The 19,358-nt window shown below is 38.3% G+C and carries 18 protein-coding genes; 13 read left to right on the plus strand and 5 right to left on the minus strand.

The window, feature by feature from the left end; all coding sequences use genetic code 11:
* Window positions 1-26: 26 nt before the first annotated feature.
* Genes AC0VZ4_RS03845 through AC0VZ4_RS03855 form a run of 3 tightly spaced genes read left to right on the plus strand, consistent with a single transcriptional unit; the run spans window position 27 to window position 3,018 of the window.
* Window positions 27-2,477, plus strand: a complete 2,451-nt coding sequence (locus tag AC0VZ4_RS03845) for an intermembrane phospholipid transport YdbH family protein (RefSeq protein ID WP_475440955.1) — start codon at window positions 27-29, stop codon at window positions 2,475-2,477.
* A 2-nt stretch (window positions 2,478-2,479) separates the two neighbouring features.
* A complete protein-coding gene (locus AC0VZ4_RS03850) occupies window positions 2,480-2,677 on the plus strand; it encodes a YnbE family lipoprotein (protein WP_337150805.1) in 198 nt (65 codons plus the stop codon).
* Window positions 2,678-2,688: 11 nt separating this feature from the next.
* Window positions 2,689-3,018, plus strand: a complete 330-nt coding sequence (locus AC0VZ4_RS03855) for a YdbL family probable chaperone protein (RefSeq protein ID WP_002961068.1) — start codon at window positions 2,689-2,691, stop codon at window positions 3,016-3,018.
* A gap of 48 nt (window positions 3,019-3,066) precedes the next feature.
* Here the strand turns inward: AC0VZ4_RS03855 and AC0VZ4_RS03860 are convergent, their stop codons facing one another.
* Together AC0VZ4_RS03860 and waaA are read right to left on the minus strand one after the other, a co-directional pair.
* Window positions 3,067-3,615, minus strand: a complete 549-nt coding sequence (locus AC0VZ4_RS03860; RefSeq protein WP_337150806.1) for a DUF1415 domain-containing protein — start codon at window positions 3,613-3,615, stop codon at window positions 3,067-3,069.
* Complete coding sequence (gene waaA, locus AC0VZ4_RS03865) at window positions 3,612-4,895, minus strand: lipid IV(A) 3-deoxy-D-manno-octulosonic acid transferase (protein ID WP_475440956.1); 1,284 nt, start codon at window positions 4,893-4,895, stop codon at window positions 3,612-3,614. Before waaA ends, AC0VZ4_RS03860 begins: the two co-directional genes overlap by 4 nt.
* A gap of 182 nt (window positions 4,896-5,077) precedes the next feature.
* On the opposite strand from waaA, the gene AC0VZ4_RS03870 reads away from it, so the two are divergent.
* On the plus strand, window positions 5,078-5,668 hold the full coding sequence (locus tag AC0VZ4_RS03870) for an SIS domain-containing protein (protein ID WP_002961065.1): 591 nt from the start codon (window positions 5,078-5,080) through the stop codon (window positions 5,666-5,668).
* Window positions 5,668-7,107: a bifunctional D-glycero-beta-D-manno-heptose-7-phosphate kinase/D-glycero-beta-D-manno-heptose 1-phosphate adenylyltransferase HldE gene (gene hldE / locus AC0VZ4_RS03875; protein WP_475440957.1), complete on the plus strand. Its 1,440-nt coding sequence runs from the start codon at window positions 5,668-5,670 to the stop codon at window positions 7,105-7,107. Before AC0VZ4_RS03870 ends, hldE begins: the two co-directional genes overlap by 1 nt.
* 248 nt (window positions 7,108-7,355) lie before the next feature.
* Here the strand turns inward: hldE and AC0VZ4_RS03880 are convergent, their stop codons facing one another.
* The gene (locus AC0VZ4_RS03880; RefSeq protein WP_475441610.1) at window positions 7,356-8,861 is read right to left on the minus strand and encodes a capsule assembly Wzi family protein; all 1,506 of its coding nucleotides are present in this window, start codon (window positions 8,859-8,861) and stop codon (window positions 7,356-7,358) included.
* 211 nt (window positions 8,862-9,072) lie between these two features.
* Between AC0VZ4_RS03880 and AC0VZ4_RS03885 the strand changes: the two genes are divergently transcribed.
* A complete protein-coding gene (locus tag AC0VZ4_RS03885; protein WP_475440958.1) occupies window positions 9,073-10,146 on the plus strand; it encodes a glycosyltransferase family 1 protein in 1,074 nt (357 codons plus the stop codon).
* Window positions 10,143-11,228 (plus strand): glycosyltransferase, encoded by a 1,086-nt coding sequence (locus AC0VZ4_RS03890; protein WP_475440959.1) that lies wholly within the window; start codon window positions 10,143-10,145, stop codon window positions 11,226-11,228. The genes AC0VZ4_RS03885 and AC0VZ4_RS03890 overlap by 4 nt, the downstream gene beginning before the upstream one ends.
* A 16-nt stretch (window positions 11,229-11,244) precedes the next feature.
* On the opposite strand, the gene AC0VZ4_RS03895 is transcribed toward AC0VZ4_RS03890, so the two are convergent.
* Window positions 11,245-11,973 (minus strand): 3-deoxy-D-manno-octulosonic acid kinase, encoded by a 729-nt coding sequence (locus AC0VZ4_RS03895; RefSeq protein WP_475440960.1) that lies wholly within the window; start codon window positions 11,971-11,973, stop codon window positions 11,245-11,247.
* Window positions 11,974-12,095: 122 nt separating this feature from the next.
* On the opposite strand from AC0VZ4_RS03895, the gene AC0VZ4_RS03900 reads away from it, so the two are divergent.
* The 6 genes from AC0VZ4_RS03900 (at window position 12,096) to glpG (ending at window position 17,613) form a co-directional block, all read left to right on the plus strand.
* Window positions 12,096-13,154, plus strand: coding sequence for a glycosyltransferase family 9 protein (locus tag AC0VZ4_RS03900; protein WP_475440961.1), 1,059 nt, complete (start codon window positions 12,096-12,098; stop codon window positions 13,152-13,154).
* Window positions 13,154-13,717, plus strand: a complete 564-nt coding sequence (gene gmhB / locus AC0VZ4_RS03905) for a D-glycero-beta-D-manno-heptose 1,7-bisphosphate 7-phosphatase (protein ID WP_475440962.1) — start codon at window positions 13,154-13,156, stop codon at window positions 13,715-13,717. Before AC0VZ4_RS03900 ends, gmhB begins: the two co-directional genes overlap by 1 nt.
* A 159-nt stretch (window positions 13,718-13,876) precedes the next feature.
* Window positions 13,877-15,070, plus strand: coding sequence for a glycine C-acetyltransferase (locus tag AC0VZ4_RS03910; protein WP_475440963.1), 1,194 nt, complete (start codon window positions 13,877-13,879; stop codon window positions 15,068-15,070).
* A gap of 50 nt (window positions 15,071-15,120) precedes the next feature.
* On the plus strand, window positions 15,121-16,146 hold the full coding sequence (gene tdh, locus AC0VZ4_RS03915) for an L-threonine 3-dehydrogenase (protein ID WP_002961053.1): 1,026 nt from the start codon (window positions 15,121-15,123) through the stop codon (window positions 16,144-16,146).
* Window positions 16,147-16,480: 334 nt separating this feature from the next.
* Window positions 16,481-16,798 carry a thiosulfate sulfurtransferase GlpE gene (gene glpE, locus AC0VZ4_RS03920; protein WP_475440964.1) on the plus strand — a complete coding sequence of 106 codons (318 nt, stop codon included), beginning with the start codon at window positions 16,481-16,483 and terminating at the stop codon, window positions 16,796-16,798.
* Window positions 16,795-17,613: a rhomboid family intramembrane serine protease GlpG gene (gene glpG / locus AC0VZ4_RS03925; RefSeq protein ID WP_096792582.1), complete on the plus strand. Its 819-nt coding sequence runs from the start codon at window positions 16,795-16,797 to the stop codon at window positions 17,611-17,613. Before glpE ends, glpG begins: the two co-directional genes overlap by 4 nt.
* A gap of 3 nt (window positions 17,614-17,616) precedes the next feature.
* Here the strand turns inward: glpG and AC0VZ4_RS03930 are convergent, their stop codons facing one another.
* Window positions 17,617-18,015 carry a flagellar basal body-associated protein FliL gene (locus AC0VZ4_RS03930; protein ID WP_475440965.1) on the minus strand — a complete coding sequence of 133 codons (399 nt, stop codon included), beginning with the start codon at window positions 18,013-18,015 and terminating at the stop codon, window positions 17,617-17,619.
* Between the last annotated feature and the right edge of the window lie 1,343 nt (window positions 18,016-19,358).

Raw genomic sequence — 19,358 nt, forward strand, 5'->3', positions numbered from 1 at the left:
AAAAGCACAAAGCATTTAAGGATAGTATGTTTAAGCGAGTTGGTTTAATTGTTGGAGCTGTATTACTAAGTACCTTACTGCTTGGTTATGTATTTCGCTTGCCATTATTACAGTGGGTTATAGCGCCTGAGCTTAAAAAAGCGGGTGTCACATTAAACTGCCTTGATTTTTCAATCACGTCTGAACTAAATTTCCATGCTGATAAAGTGTGTTTAAATTATCAAAGTCAACAATTACAACTTACTGGTATTACTGCAAATACAAAGCGTGTAGATATTGAAAATGCAGTGCTAACAGTTAATCCACTCCCTAAAAGTGATAATGCTAATCAGCTTGCTAAAAATCTCGATTTAGCACTTCCCTTAAATCGCCCATTAATCAATATTAAACAGCTTGTAGTAAAAAGTGATGAGCTCAATAAGCCACTTAAAATAAGCATATTAGAACCCGAAATAAATAAATTTAATGTCTCAGGTGATATAAACGCAAGTGCAATTTTGACTGCTAATAAAGTAAGTGGTCAGTTTGAAATTAATGACACTTTTTTAAAGCACGTTACAAACACTAAAAATACATTAATAGCAGATTTTAACTTTAATACTCAGCAAGCATTTAGCTTTGATGGTATAGAACTTGAGTTAAATGGCGATATTAGCTCCCAGTTTGCTTACATGTATGAGCAGTGCAAAGTTAACGTTTTAACCACTGGTAAATTGGCGATGCGTTTTAATTTTAATAGCCAAGCGTTAATGTTTAATACCGATTTGCTTAATAACAAAATTAATTTAAAACCAAGCTGTACTGAGTTAATTCCACCGAGTGAATATGCAGGCTTTGTTAGCAAACAAGTTCCTTTAAATTGGCAACTTAAACTCCCTCAATCAATTAGCTTAGGGGCTAGTGAGTTGAGTGTACCTGTAATTAATTTGGTAAGCGTGGGCGATAAGCAATTTGATATTTTAATAACAGATACAACACTAAATATTACATCTCCACTTGAATACTTACAGACAACTTTATCAGCTCAAATAAATACACCCGATATAAATAATATTAACGTTAATGCTCAGTTATCTGGCACTGCAATTAAAGGCGATTACGTCGTTATGCTTGAAGGCTTGCCTGAGTTTGTACCTGCAACAGCTAATGGGCTTAGCCTTAGTGGTCACTTTGATATAAGTGGGTTTATAGACTCAAAACCAATTGGGTTTATAAATGCTAAATTAACGCTTAATAGTGTAGATGCGTTTGATATAAGTGCAGTGCAATACCAAGGTGATTTAACAGCAAAAATGGATAAACAGTTAAACGCAGAGGTAGCGTTAACCCAGCAATTAAAAAGCGCAGAATATAAAGAATTTAAAGTCACAGATATAAGTAACACATTAACAGCAAAGGCTAATTTAGGAGTAGGTGAGTTATTTGCTGATCTAACAGCAAAAACGAATATAAAAGCTGTTAATAGCCCTGACATAAAACTTAATAATATAAAAGTAGAGTCTACTGGGCTACAAAGCCGAGCGCTAAAAGCCACGCATCATGTATTTGTAAACGATGTTGAGTTAGTGGTAAATCATCATGTATCGTCGCAAGCTCATCCGTTTGAAGTGATTATTCCTGAGCAAAGTACGTTGCCGTTAAATGCGTTTATTAGTCAATTTGAGCCACTAGCGCAACTAACAGAGGGCGAATTTAATGGCTATATTAGTGGCGATATAAACTTACAAAATGCACTGTTCAATATAGGGATTAGTCATACAAGTGCATTGTATAACGATTACCTTGCGAGCGATTTGAACAGTACATTTAGTGGGGAATATAATTCAGGTAAGCTTAATTTAAAATCAACTAACTTTAATTTGAATGAATTTAGAGCAGGTGCCGTAGTTAAAAAGATTAAAGGGCTATGGCAAGTGAGTGGCAATACCGCGCTTATAAATGATGTAAAAGGAAGTGTGTTTGGTGGCGAGTTTTCGTTAGATAGCTACACAGTAGGGAAGCCAAACCAAGTTGCTAATGTTAAGTTTGAAAATATTGATGCAAGTAAACTTGTTACACTCGACGATAAGTCGGGCATTGTATTAACGGGGCGCTTGGCGGGGTCTTTACCTGTCCATTTTGATAGTGGAAAAATTGAAATAATTGACGGTAGCTTATTTAGCCAAGGCACCGGTAATTTAAAAATTACTAATAATGCCGCGTTTGATTCGGTGATGCAGCAACAGCAAGAGTTGCAACCTGTGTTAGGGTTATTAACAAATCTAGATATTCAAAAGCTAAATAGTAGTGTTGAACTAAAAAACGATGGCTGGTTAAAACTAGGGGTTAATTTACAAGGCTATAATAAAGCAGAGCAGCAGCAAGTTAACTTTAACTATAACCACGAAGAAAACGTGTTTACACTTTTACGCGCACTGCGTTTAAGTGACGAAATTACACAAAAAGTTGAGCAACAATACTCACAAAAAGGAAACTAATAATGAGACAGTCGTTATTGACAAAAGTACTACTCGCGCTGAGTGCTATTAGTGCACTCAGTGCCTGCACGCATCGTGTTGAGGTGTCTGCTAAAGAGCCCATTACTATTAATTTAAATGTGAAGGTCGATCACGAAATTCGCGTAAAAGTAGATAAAGAACTCGACAATTTATTTAGTGACGACAGTGAGTTATTTTAAGGAGCTAGAACATGAATACGAAGAAAAAATTAAACATTATTACGTTAGTTAGTGCAGTATGTATGTCGTTCTCTGCGTGGGCTATTAGCCTTGATGACGCTAAAAACCAAGGTTTAGTAGGTGAAGATAGCTCTGGTTATTTAGGGCTTGTTGTACAAAACGCAGAAGCAAAAGCCGTTGTTGATGATATAAATGCAAAGCGTAAAGCGCAGTACTTAAAGTTGGCTAAAAAGAATAACTTGTCACTTTCACAAGTAGAAGCGCTTGCTGCCGCTAAAACAATTGAAAAAACCCAAAGTGGTCATTACGTTGAAGTAAATGGTAACTGGGTTAAAAAATAAGCGTTTGTTATTGTCTTGTTTTGCACAAACCCAAATAAAACCGAGCATTTAAGCGCTCGGTTTTTTACAGCCTTCAAGTAACTGCTGCCAAAAATCAATCCCCTTACGCCTTGCTAGATTTATATTATGCTCAGGAATAGATTCAGGCTCGTTATAACTATCAAGTGCTTCGCTCATACTTGCTTCGCGGATTAAATGCAATGTAGGAAAGGGCGCTCTATTTGTGTAGTTTGCGGCATCGGTTTCATCACTGTCAGCAAATACGTAATCAGGATGAAAACTAGCGATTTGATACTTACCTTCAAAGCCTTGCGCGACTAAAAGTGCATTAGCTAAATCGACCAAGTCTAAAAAGTCTTCAAAGTCACTAAAGCCGTTGTCAAACATGATAAGGGTTGTTTCGCGCTCTGGTTCACGGTCAAGCTCAACACATTGCTCAAGCATATCCATTACAGCATCATCCATACTCGTTGCTGGACTTACGATGTAATGAATACAGTTATTTTCTACTTCTTTTCGAGCAAACGGGCAAAAGTTATATTTAACAATAACAGATGATACCCATTCGCGGGTTTGGCTTATAGCTATGTTGGTCACGGTTTTGGCTCTAAATATTGATTAATAATGGTAAGTGTTTTTTGTATAGCACCTTGGTTTTTAGTTACGCATTGCGCAGCTTTAATACCTAAGGTTTGGCACGCTTTTGTGTTTTGGCTAAACGTTATAAGCTGCTTTGCGAGTTTGTCGTTACTATCAACCACTACAGCACCTTTGAGCTTTGTTAGCTCGGGATAAACATGGTCAAAATTGTATGTGTGTGGACCTGTTATTACACCTACCGAAAACGCTGCTGATTCCAGTGGGTTATGCCCACCTCTGCGAATTAAGCTGCCACCAATAAAGCTAACATTTGCAGCGCCATATAAACACTGTAATTCACCAAGCGTATCAGCAAGAAGTACTTGCTCATTATTATAGTTATTTTGGCTACGACGGCTAAAGCTAAGTGGGCTTTGCGTTAAAAGCTCTGCCATTTTGTCAAATTGCTCTGGATGGCGCGGGGCAATTATAAGTAATGCGTTCGGTTGTTTTTTTAGTAACTCTTGATGGGCTGAAAGTACCAGCTCATGCTCAACAGGATGTGTTGAGCCTGCCACCCACACAAAGCGTTCATTACTACTATAAAGCTGTTTAAGGTTGAGTACTTTAGCTAGTTGCTCTTCACTTGGTGTTATATCAAATTTTATTGAGCCTGTTACATGGCTTTTTGAAGCTTCAAGACCAAGTTCAATAAAGCGTTTAGCATCTGTTTTATTGTGACTCGCAAGTACTGTAATTGAGCGCATAATAATATGCGTTAATTTAGCGACCTTTTGATAGCCTTGCTGCGACTTTTCAGAGAGTCTTGCATTGATGACAAGTACCGGTATATTTTTTTTGTGACTTATCGCCATTAAATTTGGCCATAGCTCGGTTTCTAAAATACATAATGCTTGTGGCTTTATACGCTTTAAAAATCGAGCCGTCGCAAACGGAAAATCGATTGGTAAATAGCTACACGCCACAGTATTTTTAAACTGGCTAAGTATTTGCTCTCTGCCTGTTGGGGTATTACAGGTTATAAGTATATTTAAGTTTGGATGCGCTTTTTGCAAAGCTTTAATAAGTGGCGTTGCGGCAAGTACCTCACCAACAGAAGCACAATGAAAAACTAAAGGTTTAGTTTTAACCGTAAATAAAGACTTACTGACAAACCCAAAGCGCTCTTTAAAGTGTGCACGATAACCTTGGTTTTTTTTACCTCGTAAAATATAGAGATAAAATACAATCAGTGGGCTAATAATAATTAATGCGAATGAGTAAAAAATGCGTGCCATACTGATCTTTCTTAAAGGGAAGTGGCGTTAGTTTACCGTGAAATAGCCGTTTTCTAAACATACTCGTTATAAAATATGGTCTGGGTTCAGTTATAACCCGATAAAATACACACAATTAAATAAAATTATGGAATAATGAATTTAATTTTTCCTGCCATTTCAGTTCCAAGAGGAATTTTTTCATGTCAATTATCGATTCAGTGGCAACTAGCTACGTTGAAACATTAAACCGTCATCAGGCATTATTTGAAACGATGGAAGCTTATCATCAAGAATCTATGCAATTGTTAGAGGCATGCCATAGTGCATTACAAGCTGGTGGCAAGATTGTTTGGTTTGGTAACGGTGGTAGTGCAGCCGATGCGCAGCATTTAGCAGCAGAATTTGTAGTGCGTTATAAATTGGAACGTGGTCCGCTTGCCTCTATGGCATTGACGACTGACACCTCTATTTTAACAGCGCACAGCAACGATTATCACTTTGATACGGTGTTTGAGCGCCAAGTTCAAGCGCTATGTAAGCCAGAAGATTTAGTTATTGGTTTAACCACATCAGGTACTAGTAATAATATTAATTTAGCATTAGAAGCTGCAAATAAACTAGGCGCTTTTACAGTGGCATTAACTGGGCGTGATGGCGGTAAAGTAAAAGATATTGCTAAGTTACCTATTATTATAAAAAATGACGAAACAGCACGTATCCAAGAAGCTCACATGTTTATAGGTCACTGGTTATGTGAAGCCATGGATATGGTTGTTGCGGAGCAGCAGTAATGGATTTATCGTTATTAAAAAACTTATCAGCGGCACGAATATTAGTTGTTGGCGATGTAATGCTAGACCGTTATTGGTATGGCGATACTGGTCGCATTTCGCCAGAAGCGCCAGTACCGGTTGTTAAAGTAAGTAAATTTGAAGACAAAGCGGGCGGCGCAGCTAACGTTGCAAAAAATATAGCGCGGTTAGATGCAAAAGTTGGTTTATTGGGTTTAATTGGTGAGGACGAAAGCGGGCAAATTTTAGAGACCATCCTAAAAGGTGAAAAAATAAGCTCACAATTAGTCAGTGTATGTGATTTACCAACTATTTCAAAAATGCGTGTTATTAGCCGCCATCAACAACTAGTCCGACTTGATTTAGAAGAAACGTTTACCGAGCAGCATAGCCAGCTTTTATTAAATCGCTTAGAGCTTGTACTTGATGAATACGACTTTATAGTGTTCTCTGATTACAGCAAAGGATCTTTAAGCTTAATTAAAGAGATGGTAAGCCTTGCTAAGGGCGCCGGAAAAACGGTTTTAATCGACCCTAAATCGCCAGATTTACATTTATATGAAGGTGCTGATTACATTACGCCTAATTTACATGAGTTTAAATTAGCGGGTGGTCAAACCGATTCAGAAGCAGCTTTAGCAGCAAGTGCGCGTGATTTAATAAGCAAAAATGGCATTAAAGCCATGTTACTTACGCGTTCTGAGCAAGGTATGTCGCTTATTAGTGCAGATGAAAAGTTTGATTTTGCAGCGCAAGAGCTTGAAGTAAGCGATGTAACCGGGGCTGGTGATACGGTTATAGCTACACTCGCGGTTATGCTTGGCGCGGGCATGGAACCTAAAAATGCTGTCGAAATTGCTAATTTAGCCGCAGGTATCGTTGTGAGTAAGTTTGGTGCAGCAACGGTCTCGCCAGAAGAGCTAAGCCGCAAGCTTGGTCAGTATTTACATACTACGGGTGAGCATTACCAAACACCATTTGATGATGTACTTCAGCATATTGAATTTGCAAAACAAAACGGCGAAACCATTGTATTCACTAATGGCTGTTTTGATATTTTACATGCTGGGCATGTACGTTATTTAGCGCAAGCTAAAGCACGAGGCGATAGACTCGTTGTTGGATTAAATAATGATGAATCTATTACGCGTTTAAAAGGGGCAGAACGTCCTATTAACCCGCTAGATGAGCGTGCGATGGTACTTAGCGCACTTTCATCAGTTGATTGGGTTATTCCGTTTGGTAGCTTAGATGAAAACGACACTCCCGCTAACTTAATAGAGCAAATAAGCCCTGATATTTTAGTTAAGGGTGGCGACTACACTGTAGATCAAATAGCGGGTGCTGAGCATGTACTTCGCCATGGCGGAAAAGTTGAAGTGCTTGAATTTTTAGATGGCTGCTCAACATCAAAAGTAATAAGTAAAATTAAACAGTAATACCAATTTTATTAAAAACATGAGCATTCTAGCGTATTAAATAACTCACTAACTACGTTAAAAATTATTTATATAGAACAACTATGTATCATAATTTTAGCCTTGTTATTGAGCTATTTTCTTATCGCTATAATAGAACAATAATTTAATGCAATTGGTATAATTACTGATTTAAGTTTGCTTAAAAAATACAAAAAAGGGATGAAAACAGTGTTTTCATCCCTTTTTATTTTTAATAAAGTAACTTACTAAAAATTTAATTCGTACTTGGCAAATGCTGATGTATCGTTTTCAGCACCGTCATTGTTAGATGCAAAAGCACCTAAAGTGACGCGGCCGCCCATAGAAAGCATTCTGTAACGCATTTCTAGCTGCTTAGAGTTAAACCCTATTTTAGTAATGGTGTTACCTAAGTCAGGATTATTTGGGTAAAGATCACGGTTATCGCTATTGTAATCAACACTGCGCAATTTTACCTGCCAATCGTCTCCATTAGATAACTGACCTAATAGGGTTAAAACAACTGACTGTGCATCGTTATCATAAGTAGAGCCAATAGTGCGACCGTGGTAACGGTAACCCGATTTGTAATCTGAATGCTCATAGTAGCAATTTTCAACTATTGATTCAGCTTGGCATGAAACACCTGTATCTATGTACTCTACATTTATTAATAAGTTTTGATCATATACACGCTGTGTTGTCTGTACACCAAATAAGTAGGCTCTATCAGCGGGTTTAAATTGTGAACTGGCATCTTCTCCAATCGTACTGGCATATACAGCATAAGGTTGGTTGAAAAGTGTATCTGACCAGCGAATATCTATGCCTGCTAATTGATTACCTATTTTTGACTCTAATTGGCTATCACAACTATCGCTTCCATCAATACAGCTTGTTTGTCCTGTAACTACATCAATAAAGTCACCAGCAGATCCTGGTTGTCCGTCTCCTGCCCATTGTGCAGACCAGCTAACGGCAATTTCTAATTGTTGTATTGGGCGTATATTTAATCTACTGCTCCAAAGTAAAGCATCAGGAATTACACGTGTAGACTCAAGTTTAGCCATTTGTGCGGTAAAGCCCCATTGACCAATCCAGCTTAGCCACGGTGTTTCAAAAGCAGTACTTTTTTCTCTGGTTACACTTAGTGCAGGTAAAGGTTTCGCATTACCAGATATAATTAAGCTGTTATCAACACCAGGTCCCCAAAATTGTTCAACAGCACCGGCTCTAAAAATCCAATTGCCTAAACGATAAGCTAAGTAACTATCGTCAAGTGAAGTGTCGTTACAATCGGTTAAAGCTTGCTGATCAGTAACTATATCGTCAGCCGTTTTTCCATCAGCTAAACATTTTTTACCGTCTTTTCTATAATTTACGGCTACTTTAGCTGCAAAGTTATCGCCTAAATAAGCGTAAGCTGCTGAAAGCTCTGTTTCTTGTGTATTTGTTGCACCAAAGCTTGTTGCTACAATTGGATCTGTGGCTGCAAAAGCTGATAATTGAAGACTATGCGAGCTACTATTTTCGGATTTATATCGATGTTTAACACGTAACAATGCATCTTGTAGGCTTGGTGTTAATTGCTCAAGCGGCATACTATCGACATCGTTTATAAAACTTTTCCACATAAGTGGGTAAGTGGTTACAGGAGCTAAAATAACGCCGGCATCGGCTAATTGTTGAATGTCAGCTCTTAATCCGTAGTCATCTGGTTTTACCCATGGTTCAGCGTTAATCGATACGCTCATTGCGCAAAAAAGAGAAGAAAGAAGAAAAATTCTGTTTCGCAAAGTTCAGATCCTTGTGATTTAGATTGCGGCTAAGTTTATCAACCTCAGGCGTCTATTGCAGCAAATAATAGACAAAATAGGGGGTATTTAATGTATAAAAATGTAACCTGTCTATCGTAATAACGATGTGGTTGATATACTGCGGGCTAAATAGGAAATTGAGAATGCAATGAGCAACAAACGACTTTTATTTATTCCAGTATCATCACCAGAAGGCATTGGTGAGTATATGCGCTCGTTGCTGTTAGCTCAAAGTTTACAGGCTGAACTTCACGCTTCTATCGATATTCATTTTATATTAAATAAGCATGCTGCTTATGCAAAAAGCTGCCCATTCGAAACGACACTACTTGATCATTCAGCGACCAAAGAGCTGGATTATGTGTGCGATGTCATTGAAAAATTTAAGCCTAACGTTGTTATTTTTGATTGTGCCGGACGAGCAGGGCATATGAAAGCGGCTAAAAAGGTAGGCGCAAAAGTAGTCTTTATTTCTCAACATGCTAAAAAACGAGCAAAAGGCTTAAAGCTTAATAGAATCAATTTGATTGATGTACATTGGGTTGTCCAGCCAGACTATTGTATAGAGCCATTAACTTGGGCTGAAAATGCTAAGTTAGATATATTTCCTTTAGTGCGTCCACGTAATGTGGGCCCATTTGTTGCTTTTGCATCCAGTGAGCAAAAGCAACAGATGTTGAGCAGGTATAGTTTAGAACTAAAAAATTATTTTATAGTTAATGCAGGATCTGGCGGTCACACACTAAATGGTCAAAATTGCGCCGATATTTACTTTGAGGCCGCGCTTAAAATTGCTAAACAAACAGGTTTGAGGGGCGTTGTTGTATTTGGCCAAAATTATAGTAAAACGATCCCAAGTTCTGATAGCATTCTTTGTATCAAAAGTTTGCAAAATACTGAGTTTTTAGCATTAATGAGCCAAGCCAAAGTTGCATTGCTAAGTGGTGGTGACACCTTATTACAAGCAATTGCCGTGCACACACCTGCTGTTGCATGTGCAATATCTAAGGATCAAAATGCACGTTTAGACCACTGCATTAATACGGGGGTTGTATTAAAAGCAAATCTTAATATTGATGACATAGTGACTAAAGTAGAGAAAGTTATAGAGGTGGTTTTTTATAATGAGACAACTAGTAAATATGCTCAGCTTGAAAATATACACAGCTATGATGTTATTACTAATGGTGTGAAAAATATGCTTGATGGATCCTCTTTATGAATATCATTATTGTAATTGATTCACTAGTAGGTGGTGGTGCTGAAAAAGTAATGCTTACTTTGGCTGAAAAAATGGCGAAACTACAGCACAATGTCACTATATTATCTCTTGCGAGCAACGCTGAGTATGACATTCCTGATATAGTTAAAGTTGATAGCCTTTTTCCTGATAGAGCATCTAAAGTAGATAGATTCTGGCAGCGAAAAAATAGTACTTTGCGATTAGATGCGTGGTTTGAAAAAAAACAAAGCGAGATTGGCAATATTGATCTAGTGCTTTCTAACCTTGATAGAAGTAATAATTTACTTGCGCGTAGTAATATCAAAAATGTTCACTTTGTTATTCATAACTCCGTCAATGCAGAACTTGCTCGTCAAAAAAAGTTAGGTCCATTTTCATATTTATACCTTAAAAAAAGTAAGCAAAACTTAAATGGTAAATCACTTATTTGCGTATCAAAGGGTGTTGAAAAAGAAATAACACAAGGGGATTTAATTAACCCAAGTGCAATCGCGACTATTTATAACCCGTTCGATTTTGAAAAAATAAACCAACAAGCAAATGAGAAAAATAACGACATCCCAAATGAGCCTTACTTAATTCATGTAGGAAGGCTGGCCAAACAAAAACGCCACGATATATTATTTGCAGCATTTGCAAAGCTTGATAAAAAATACAAGTTAGTCCTTTTATCTAATAAACCTGCAAAAGCGTTAAAGCTTGCACAGCAATATGGCATAGATAAACAGTTAGTAGTGCCTGGATTTCAACAAAACCCGTACAACTGGATTAAGCATGCCAAAGCTTTAGTGTTGAGTTCTGATTTTGAAGGGCTGCCAACGGTATTAATTGAGGCTTTAGCGGTGGGTACTCCGGTAGTCAGCACTAATTGTACATTTGGACCAAGCGAGATATTAACAGGCGAGCTAAGTAAATATTTAGTACCCGTTCAGCAAAGTGAGGCATTAGCCAATGCCGTTAAGCAGGTGCTAGCAGATAAGCCAAATGTAGAAAACGCAGATATTCTAAAACAAGTACAGGCAGAGCAGGTTGCTCTGCAGTATTTAGCATTGGCTAACTAAGTTAACTTATATTAGGTTAACTTATATTAGCGAGTGCTTTGAGGTAGTTGCTATGCAGAGTTTGCCAGTCAGTCGCTTGCCCATTAAATGACTCGTTTCGACCTTGTTCTTTTAAAAATGAGCGCTCAAGACGTGCCATATTACTTTGTTGCCACTGCACATTAGGTGTTTTTATTTCACCTCTATCAAAGTCGATAATATACACATCACCAGTATCATCAAACAAAATGTTATTAATGTTTAAATCGGCGTGATACACACCTTTTGAATGAAATAGCGCGATTGTTTTAGCTATGCCCTCTAACTCATCTTCGGTCAATGGGCGTTCAATTAATATATCAAGTACACTTTTAGCGCCTTTAACAGCCTCGGTAATAATATCACCACGGTAAATTAATCCGCTGTGGGTTACTTTAGCTGCAACAGGGGTTGGTACGTTTAAACCAAACTCTATAAGTTTACTCATTAAACTAAACTCTTTATACACACGGGTTTGTTCAAGTCCTGGGTATAAATATTGATCGCTTAGCAATTTACCCACTAAACCACCGCGCCAATAATGCCTAAGTACGGCTGTTAATTCGTCTTGCTTAAAAAACCACGCAGTTGCTCTGCCTTTTTTAGCGCCCACAATTTTATTTTGTTGTTGCCAATAATTTGCATCAAACCAATCGAGGGTAATTTGGCTTGTGTATTTAGGGTGGCTTAATACAGTGTGGTTGCCTTGCACGTGTTGTTTAAACATAGCTCTGTGTAATTGCTAAATAATGTGTCTATATTAGCGCGTTTTAAAGCGCAGGATAAGTGCTTGCAATAGCGTGATTATAATTTAAGATCGGCTTTTGTATTTAATACCTAAGGGAATGTGTGACTCAAGCTCCTAATTATTCATCTATTTGTATATTAAGACTCTCAGCCATTGGTGACGTATGTCATGGTGTGAGTGCAGTACAAGCTATTCAAAAAGCACACCCTAATGCAAAAATCACCTGGGTTATTGGCAAAATAGAAGCCATGTTACTTGCTGACTTACCTGGCGTTGAGCTGGTGGTATTTGATAAAAAGCAAGGCAAAGCAGCGCTTAAAAGCTTAAAACGACGCTTTAAAGATCAAAAATTTGATGTGTTACTTAACATGCAAGTTGCATTAAGGGCTGGGTTTGTAGCGCGTTGTATTCCGGCAAAAGTAAAAATTGGTTTTGACTGGGCGCGCTCAAAAGAATTGCACAGTTTATTTATTAATAAACGAATAGAGCCACAAGCTCAGGCGCACGTTCTTGAAGGCTTTAAAGGTTTTGCAAAAGCCATTGGTGTTGCTGATTATAAACCGAGTTGGAACATGCCATATACCGAGCAAGACCAAGCGGTTGCAGATGAGTTATTAACATCAGAATACCTAACTAATAAACTATTAGTAATATCGCCCGCAGCTAGTAAAGCGCAGCGTAATTGGCTCGCTGATCGTTATGCCACATTGGCTGATTATGCAAGCGAGCAAGGCTTTAAGGTGGTATTGACGGGTGGCCCAACAGAGCTTGAAATTAACCTAGCAAATAGCATTATTGAGCACAGCAACACGCCTATTTTAAACTTGGTGGGTAAAACGAAACTCAAAGAATTGTTGTGCGTGTTAAAACGTGCCTGCTTAGTGCTTGCGCCCGACACGGGTCCTGCGCATATGGCAGTAACAGTTGGTACGCCGGTTATTGGTTTATATGCACATTCAAATCCAGCACGCACAGGTCCTTATTTATATCAAGACTACGTGGTAGAGGTTTATCATCAAAACTTGTTTAAGCAAACAGGTAAAACGGCTGAGCAAGTACCGTGGGGTACACGCGTAAAAGACGATGATTTAATGAGCCAAATTACGGTTGATGATGTAAAAGCGATGTTTGACCATGTTGTACAAAAAGAGTCTTTGTAATGAATGAGCAACAAAAAAATAAAGCGCTTTTTTTAGACCGAGATGGCGTGGTAAATGTTGATCATGGTTATGTGTATCAAAGCGATAAATTTGAATTTATTGAAGGTGTTTTTAGCGCTTGTAAAACATTTTATGATGCAGGCTATAAAATCATAATCGTCACTAATCAATCTGGAATTGGTCGAGGTTATTACACCGAAGCTGATTTTTTAGCACTGACCGAGTGGATGAAAGACCAATTTAGTGCCCACAGCATTGAAGTTACCGATGTGTATTTTTGCCCGCACCACCCAAAAAAAGCGCACCCTGAATATTTGAAAGAGTGCAGTTGCAGAAAGCCTGCGCCAGGTATGTTATTACAGGGCATACAAGAGCATAACATCGACCCTGCTTGCAGTATTATGGTGGGCGATAAACTCAGTGATATGCAGGCTGCAAAAAAAGCAGGCATAACTACACGCGTTTTAGTGCGTTCAGGGCAAAGATTTGATGAAAGCGCTAAGCATGAAGCTGATTTAATTATCGATTCTATAAGCAGTTTACCTGCACTTTTAAACACATAAATAAACAGCCTGTAAACTGGCAGGAATTCCTTCCAACTTAGGCCGTTTGCGACGAACTGCAAACCGTGCATTTTACCCATTAAACTTTTACAATACCCCGCATAATAAACAGCCGCGAAAGTGCGGTTGTTTACCCGTTCAAATAGATGGAGAACCTAGATGAGAGCATCTGCTTTTTTTAGCCAGTTACAACAGCAAATTGAAGACGTAAAAACCGAAGGTTTGTATAAAAACGAACGTATTATTAAGTCCCAGCAGCAAGCTCAAATTGAAGTTGCATCAGGTAAAGTAATCAACTTTTGTGCTAATAACTACTTAGGTTTAGCTAATAGCCCAGAGTTAATTGAAGCGGCGCAAAATGGTTTAAATAATCATGGTTTTGGTGTGGCTTCAGTACGTTTTATTTGTGGCACGCAAGATATCCATAAAACACTAGAGCAAAAAATCAGTGCGTTTTTAGAAACAGAGGATACTATTTTATATTCTTCATGTTTTGACGCAAATACAGGTTTGTTTGAAACTATTTTAGGCGCAGAAGACGCTATTATTTCTGATTCATTAAATCATGCATCAATTATCGACGGTGTACGTTTATGTAAAGCTAAGCGTTTTCGTTATGCAAATAACGACATGGCTGATCTTGAGAAGCAACTTATTGCAGCAGATGAAGCCGGTGCTAAAACTAAACTAATTGCTACCGATGGCGTGTTTTCTATGGACGGCGTTATTTGTAATTTAGAAGCTGTGTGCGACTTAGCCGATAAATATGATGCGCTTGTAATGGTAGATGACTCTCACGCAGTTGGCTTTGTTGGTAAAAACGGTAAGGGTACACCTGAGTACTGTAATGTTTTAGACCGTGTAGATATTATCACCGGTACATTAGGTAAAGCGCTAGGTGGCGCATCAGGCGGTTATACATCGGGTAAAAAAGAAATTGTTGAATGGTTACGCCAACGTTCACGACCTTATTTGTTCTCAAACTCATTAGCGCCTTCAATTGTTACTGCATCAATTAAAGTACTTGAAATGCTTGAAAATGGCAGCGAGCTTCGCGCTAAACTTTGGTCAAATGCTAAATATTTCCGTGAGCAAATGGAAGCTGCTGGTTTTACGTGTGCAGGTAAAGATCATGCAATTATCCCTGTAATGCTAGGAGATGCCAAAGTAGCCTCGTTAATGGCTGATAAGCTACTTGCTGAGGGCATTTACGTAACTGGTTTTTCATTCCCAGTAGTACCAAAAGGGCAAGCCCGCATTCGTACACAAATTTCAGCGGCACATAGTATTGAGCAACTCGATACAGCTATCGATGCATTTACCCGTATTGGTAAAGAAATGGGCGTTATTTAATTTTATTTTAAACTGAAGCCTCGCTTCGGTTTTTTAGTTGAGTGTGAATTATGAAAGCATTATCTAAATTAAAAGCAGAACCGGGCATTTGGATGACAGATGCGCCAAAGCCAGAAGTGGGTCACAACGACTTACTGATTAAAATTCGCAAAACAGCTATTTGCGGCACCGACGTACATATTTACAAATGGGATGAATGGGCAAGTAAAACGATTCCAACGCCTATGGTTGTTGGTCACGAATATGTAGGTGAAGTCGTTGATATGGGTCAGGAAGTTCGTGGCTTCAAAGTAGGCGACCGTGTATCGGGTGAAGGGCATATTACGTGTGGGCACTGTCGAAATTGTCGTGCAGGGCGTGTACATTTATGCCGTAATACAACGGGTGTAGGTGTAAACCGTGAAGGTGCATTCGCAGAGTATTTAGTTATTCCTGCATTTAACGCATTTAAAATTCCAGATAATATATCTGACGAACTGGCTTCTATTTTCGACCCATTTGGTAACGCAGTTCATACCGCACTATCGTTTGACTTAGTTGGCGAAGATGTACTTATCACTGGTGCAGGCCCAATTGGTATTATGGCAGCAGCTGTTGCAAAACATGTTGGTGCTCGCCACGTTGTAATTACCGACGTAAACGAATACCGCCTAGATTTAGCACGTAAAATGGGTGCATCACGTGCTGTAAACGTCGCAAACGAAAAGCTTGAAGATGTAATGAAAGAGCTAGGTATGACAGAGGGCTTTGATATTGGCCTTGAAATGTCAGGTGTACCAAGCGCGTTTAATTCAATGCTTAATAACATGAACCACGGCGGTAAAATTGCCATGCTAGGTATTCCACCATCTGATATGGCAGTTGACTGGAACCAAGTTATTTTTAAAGGTTTAGTGATTAAAGGTATTTACGGTCGCGAAATGTTCGAAACGTGGTACAAAATGGCAAGTCTGATTCAATCTGGTCTTGATTTAAACCCAATCATTACACATCAGTATTCTGTAGATGACTTCCAAGCTGGCTTTGATATGATGATTTCAGGTCAGTCAGGTAAAGTGATTTTAAACTGGGACTAGTTTAAACTTATTTTACGAGAAGGGCGGCTCTAGGGTCTGTTGATCTTTGCGGATTAAAATTTGTTCAAACTAGGGGCTATTTAATCGCGGCGCGAGGTTTGTGACCTAGTGGGCTAAGTAAAAACCGAGCAACAAAGAGTAAATTGCCCCTAGGCAGAACCCTTCGGGCAGCGTATGTTTGGCATTTGTGCTACGTTATCGCCTATTTATGGGGAATAACCACACTACATAGGCTCTGCCTTGCCTAAATACCAAACATACTGCTGCAAATTCAACCTCGAAAGATAAACAGGCCCTAGCCGCCTTTTTTATACTATTAATTAAAGAGACTTCAATGGCATTTAAACATATTTCTATAGCGCAAACGTTAGAGTTTTTAGATAAAGAAGACGTGGTAATTGCAGATATTCGCGATCCTAATTCGTATCAAGCCGGTCGCATTCCAGGCTCAGAAGCACTTTCTAACGGTAATATCGCACAATTTATGATGGAAAAAGAATTCGATCAGCCAATTATTATTGTCTGCTACCACGGTATGAGCTCTCAAGGCGCAGCTAGCTATTTAGTTGAGCAAGGTTTTGAAGACGTTTACAGTATGGATGGCGGCTTTACAGCTTGGGAAGCTGCTTACAGCGAGAAAGTAGAGCGATGATAGAGCTTGGCAGTTTAAATAACCCGCGCGCCGCACAGGGCTTTATAGATTATTTAAAAAGCCAAGGTTTACAAGGGCAATTAAGCTCCTCAGATGGTAGCAATGTCATTATTAGTGTTGCGCCTGAGCATTTTCATCAAATACAACCTTTATGGGCTGAATTTACACAAAACCCTAATCATGAACGCTATCAACAAGCGTCTTGGGATGTAGGTAGCACTCAATCGCCGCTTAAATATCAAGGGCAATCACTTAATTTAATGGCGCGATTTAAAGCGCTAAGCTGGCTTAATCAAACGGTTAGCATATTGAGTATTGTTATTTATGTTGCTTTTTTATTAGGTGGATTTAATGAAATTTATACCGCTCTGCAATTTAACCCATCACAACCACTTAGTTGGCTAACCCCCGCGCTCGTTCACTTTAGCGCGATGCATATAGTGTTTAATTTAATTTGGTGGATGTCGCTTGGTGATAATATCGAAAAGCAATGCGGAAAATTAAGCTTAATAGGTTTGTTTTTAGTGACTGCACTGATTAGTAATTGGGCACAATATTTAATGGTTGGTCCTAATTTTGGTGGGCTAAGCGGCGTGGTGTATGGATTGCTCGGTTTTTGTTGGATACACAGCTTTTTAAACCCTAACAAGCCAGCGCTAGTCAGTACGGCAATTGTTGGTTTTATGTTGATTTGGTTAGTACTTGGCTTTGCAGATGTTTTGTTTGTAGGTATGGCTAATTGGGCGCATTTAGGTGGGTTAGTTAGCGGTATGGCTTTTGCCTACACCGCCAAAATATTTAACGCAAAACGTTAAACACTAATGATATAAATATTTAGTGAACAAGACTTCACGGATGATCTCTTGTCCTGTTTCTTCTTTTAACAGGCTCTTAAGTTTTTCTACACACTTTGCGCGTATTTCTTCACGACCAGTGAGGGATTTTACTTTTTCTTCTGGCTCTTTAGATAAAATCTCTACTAAAGCGTCACGCAGTAATGGTGTGTGATGTTCGACTACAGCAATATCTGAAGTATCATTAAGCATTAAATCGACAGTGACACGCACATAGCCCATTTTTTTACTTGATGCACCTATATAATTAGTGATTATATCTGGCTCAAAGCCAAAATAACCGACGGTTGATTCCGCACGTGCCGTAAAGCTTATTACGCTTACCAAGAATGTAAAAAGACCTGCGTATATTATTTTTTTCATATTTTAAGCGTTTCCTAAAACCTGTTGTAAATAGTTTATACTTAATAATAGGTAATAAACAGCGCCAAACAATTATTTATATTAGGGTATGTTGATTTTTGCGGAATGAAAAATAAATAGCATGAAGGAAAGGCATAATTGAACTCGCTAAAAAACGATACACCGAATCCTCATACCAAGATTAATGTTTATAGGCGTCATGGAATATCTTATCAAAAGTAATGTGCTTAAGCGGTCGAATTTATAATCAGCTTGATCATAGAAAAACGCTTGAAAGCAAATTATATAATATGTGCACAGGTATTCCATAGCGAGATCTAACTTCTTATTTTAGTGCATGGAGTGCCATATGGAGTCGGTTTAGCTTATGGTCTAAAAAGATATTTTGAACGAATTGTTTCGCATATTATCTCGCGATACTGGTATGGATTAGGTCTTTATTTATGGCAGTATTGTCATGGCTCAGCAGTATAATTGCGGTGTAAGAATCGCAGAGAATGAATCAATCGGAAAAGTCGAGGTGGGTCTACAAAAATTCACCTTGCAGTAGATAGCAGAGAGTTACCTGTTTACTATGAATTATCCTGTGTAAATATGCAGATACCTTCCATGCAGAGTCAATCGTAGTCAACTTCCCAGTAAACAATGTAAAGGCTACGATAGTGAAAAACTGAGAGCTTTCGTTTGTAATAACAGCGCTACACCTTTTATTCCACGTAAGTGTAACAGCTTGGTCGGTAATGAAAAGATTGACTGGTGCACGTAAATATAGGCACTTGGTTGGCAATGCATTTGATCGAATTAAGTAATATAGAGAAATAGCTACAAGGTATGCCTTTGCTGTGCTTACTTATATGGGTTGTTATGTACTACAAAGATAAACCGTATGTTGGCTTTTAGGTAAAGTTGCATGTGGTTATCCCCCATAAATAGGCGATAAAATAGTATAAATGCCAAATATACGCCGCCTGAAGGGTTTCGTCTGGGTTAAGCAAACCTTAATCCTGAAAGATTAAATGGCTCTAGTCTTTTTACCAGAGTAATTATTTTACAATCACCCAACCTAAAACGACGTTTATTTCTCATTTTACTTCCCCAATATTGCGTCAATGATCCCAATACAAAAATGGCTAGCTAACGCTTCAGTTTTCAAATTCACTGTAAATTACAAAATGATGACTGTGCTCCGTATCGTACAGGTTTTTCACATCTTTATTTTTTCTCAAAAAGTTTGGATTTATTCAACAATAATAACAGGTTAAATAAAAAGAACAAAAAAAGTAAAATTAATCTCTAATTTAATTTATGAACTATATGTTAAGTTTTTATTTATTTTATGTTAT

Source organism: Pseudoalteromonas sp. QJM3NY_22, assembly GCF_056173065.1.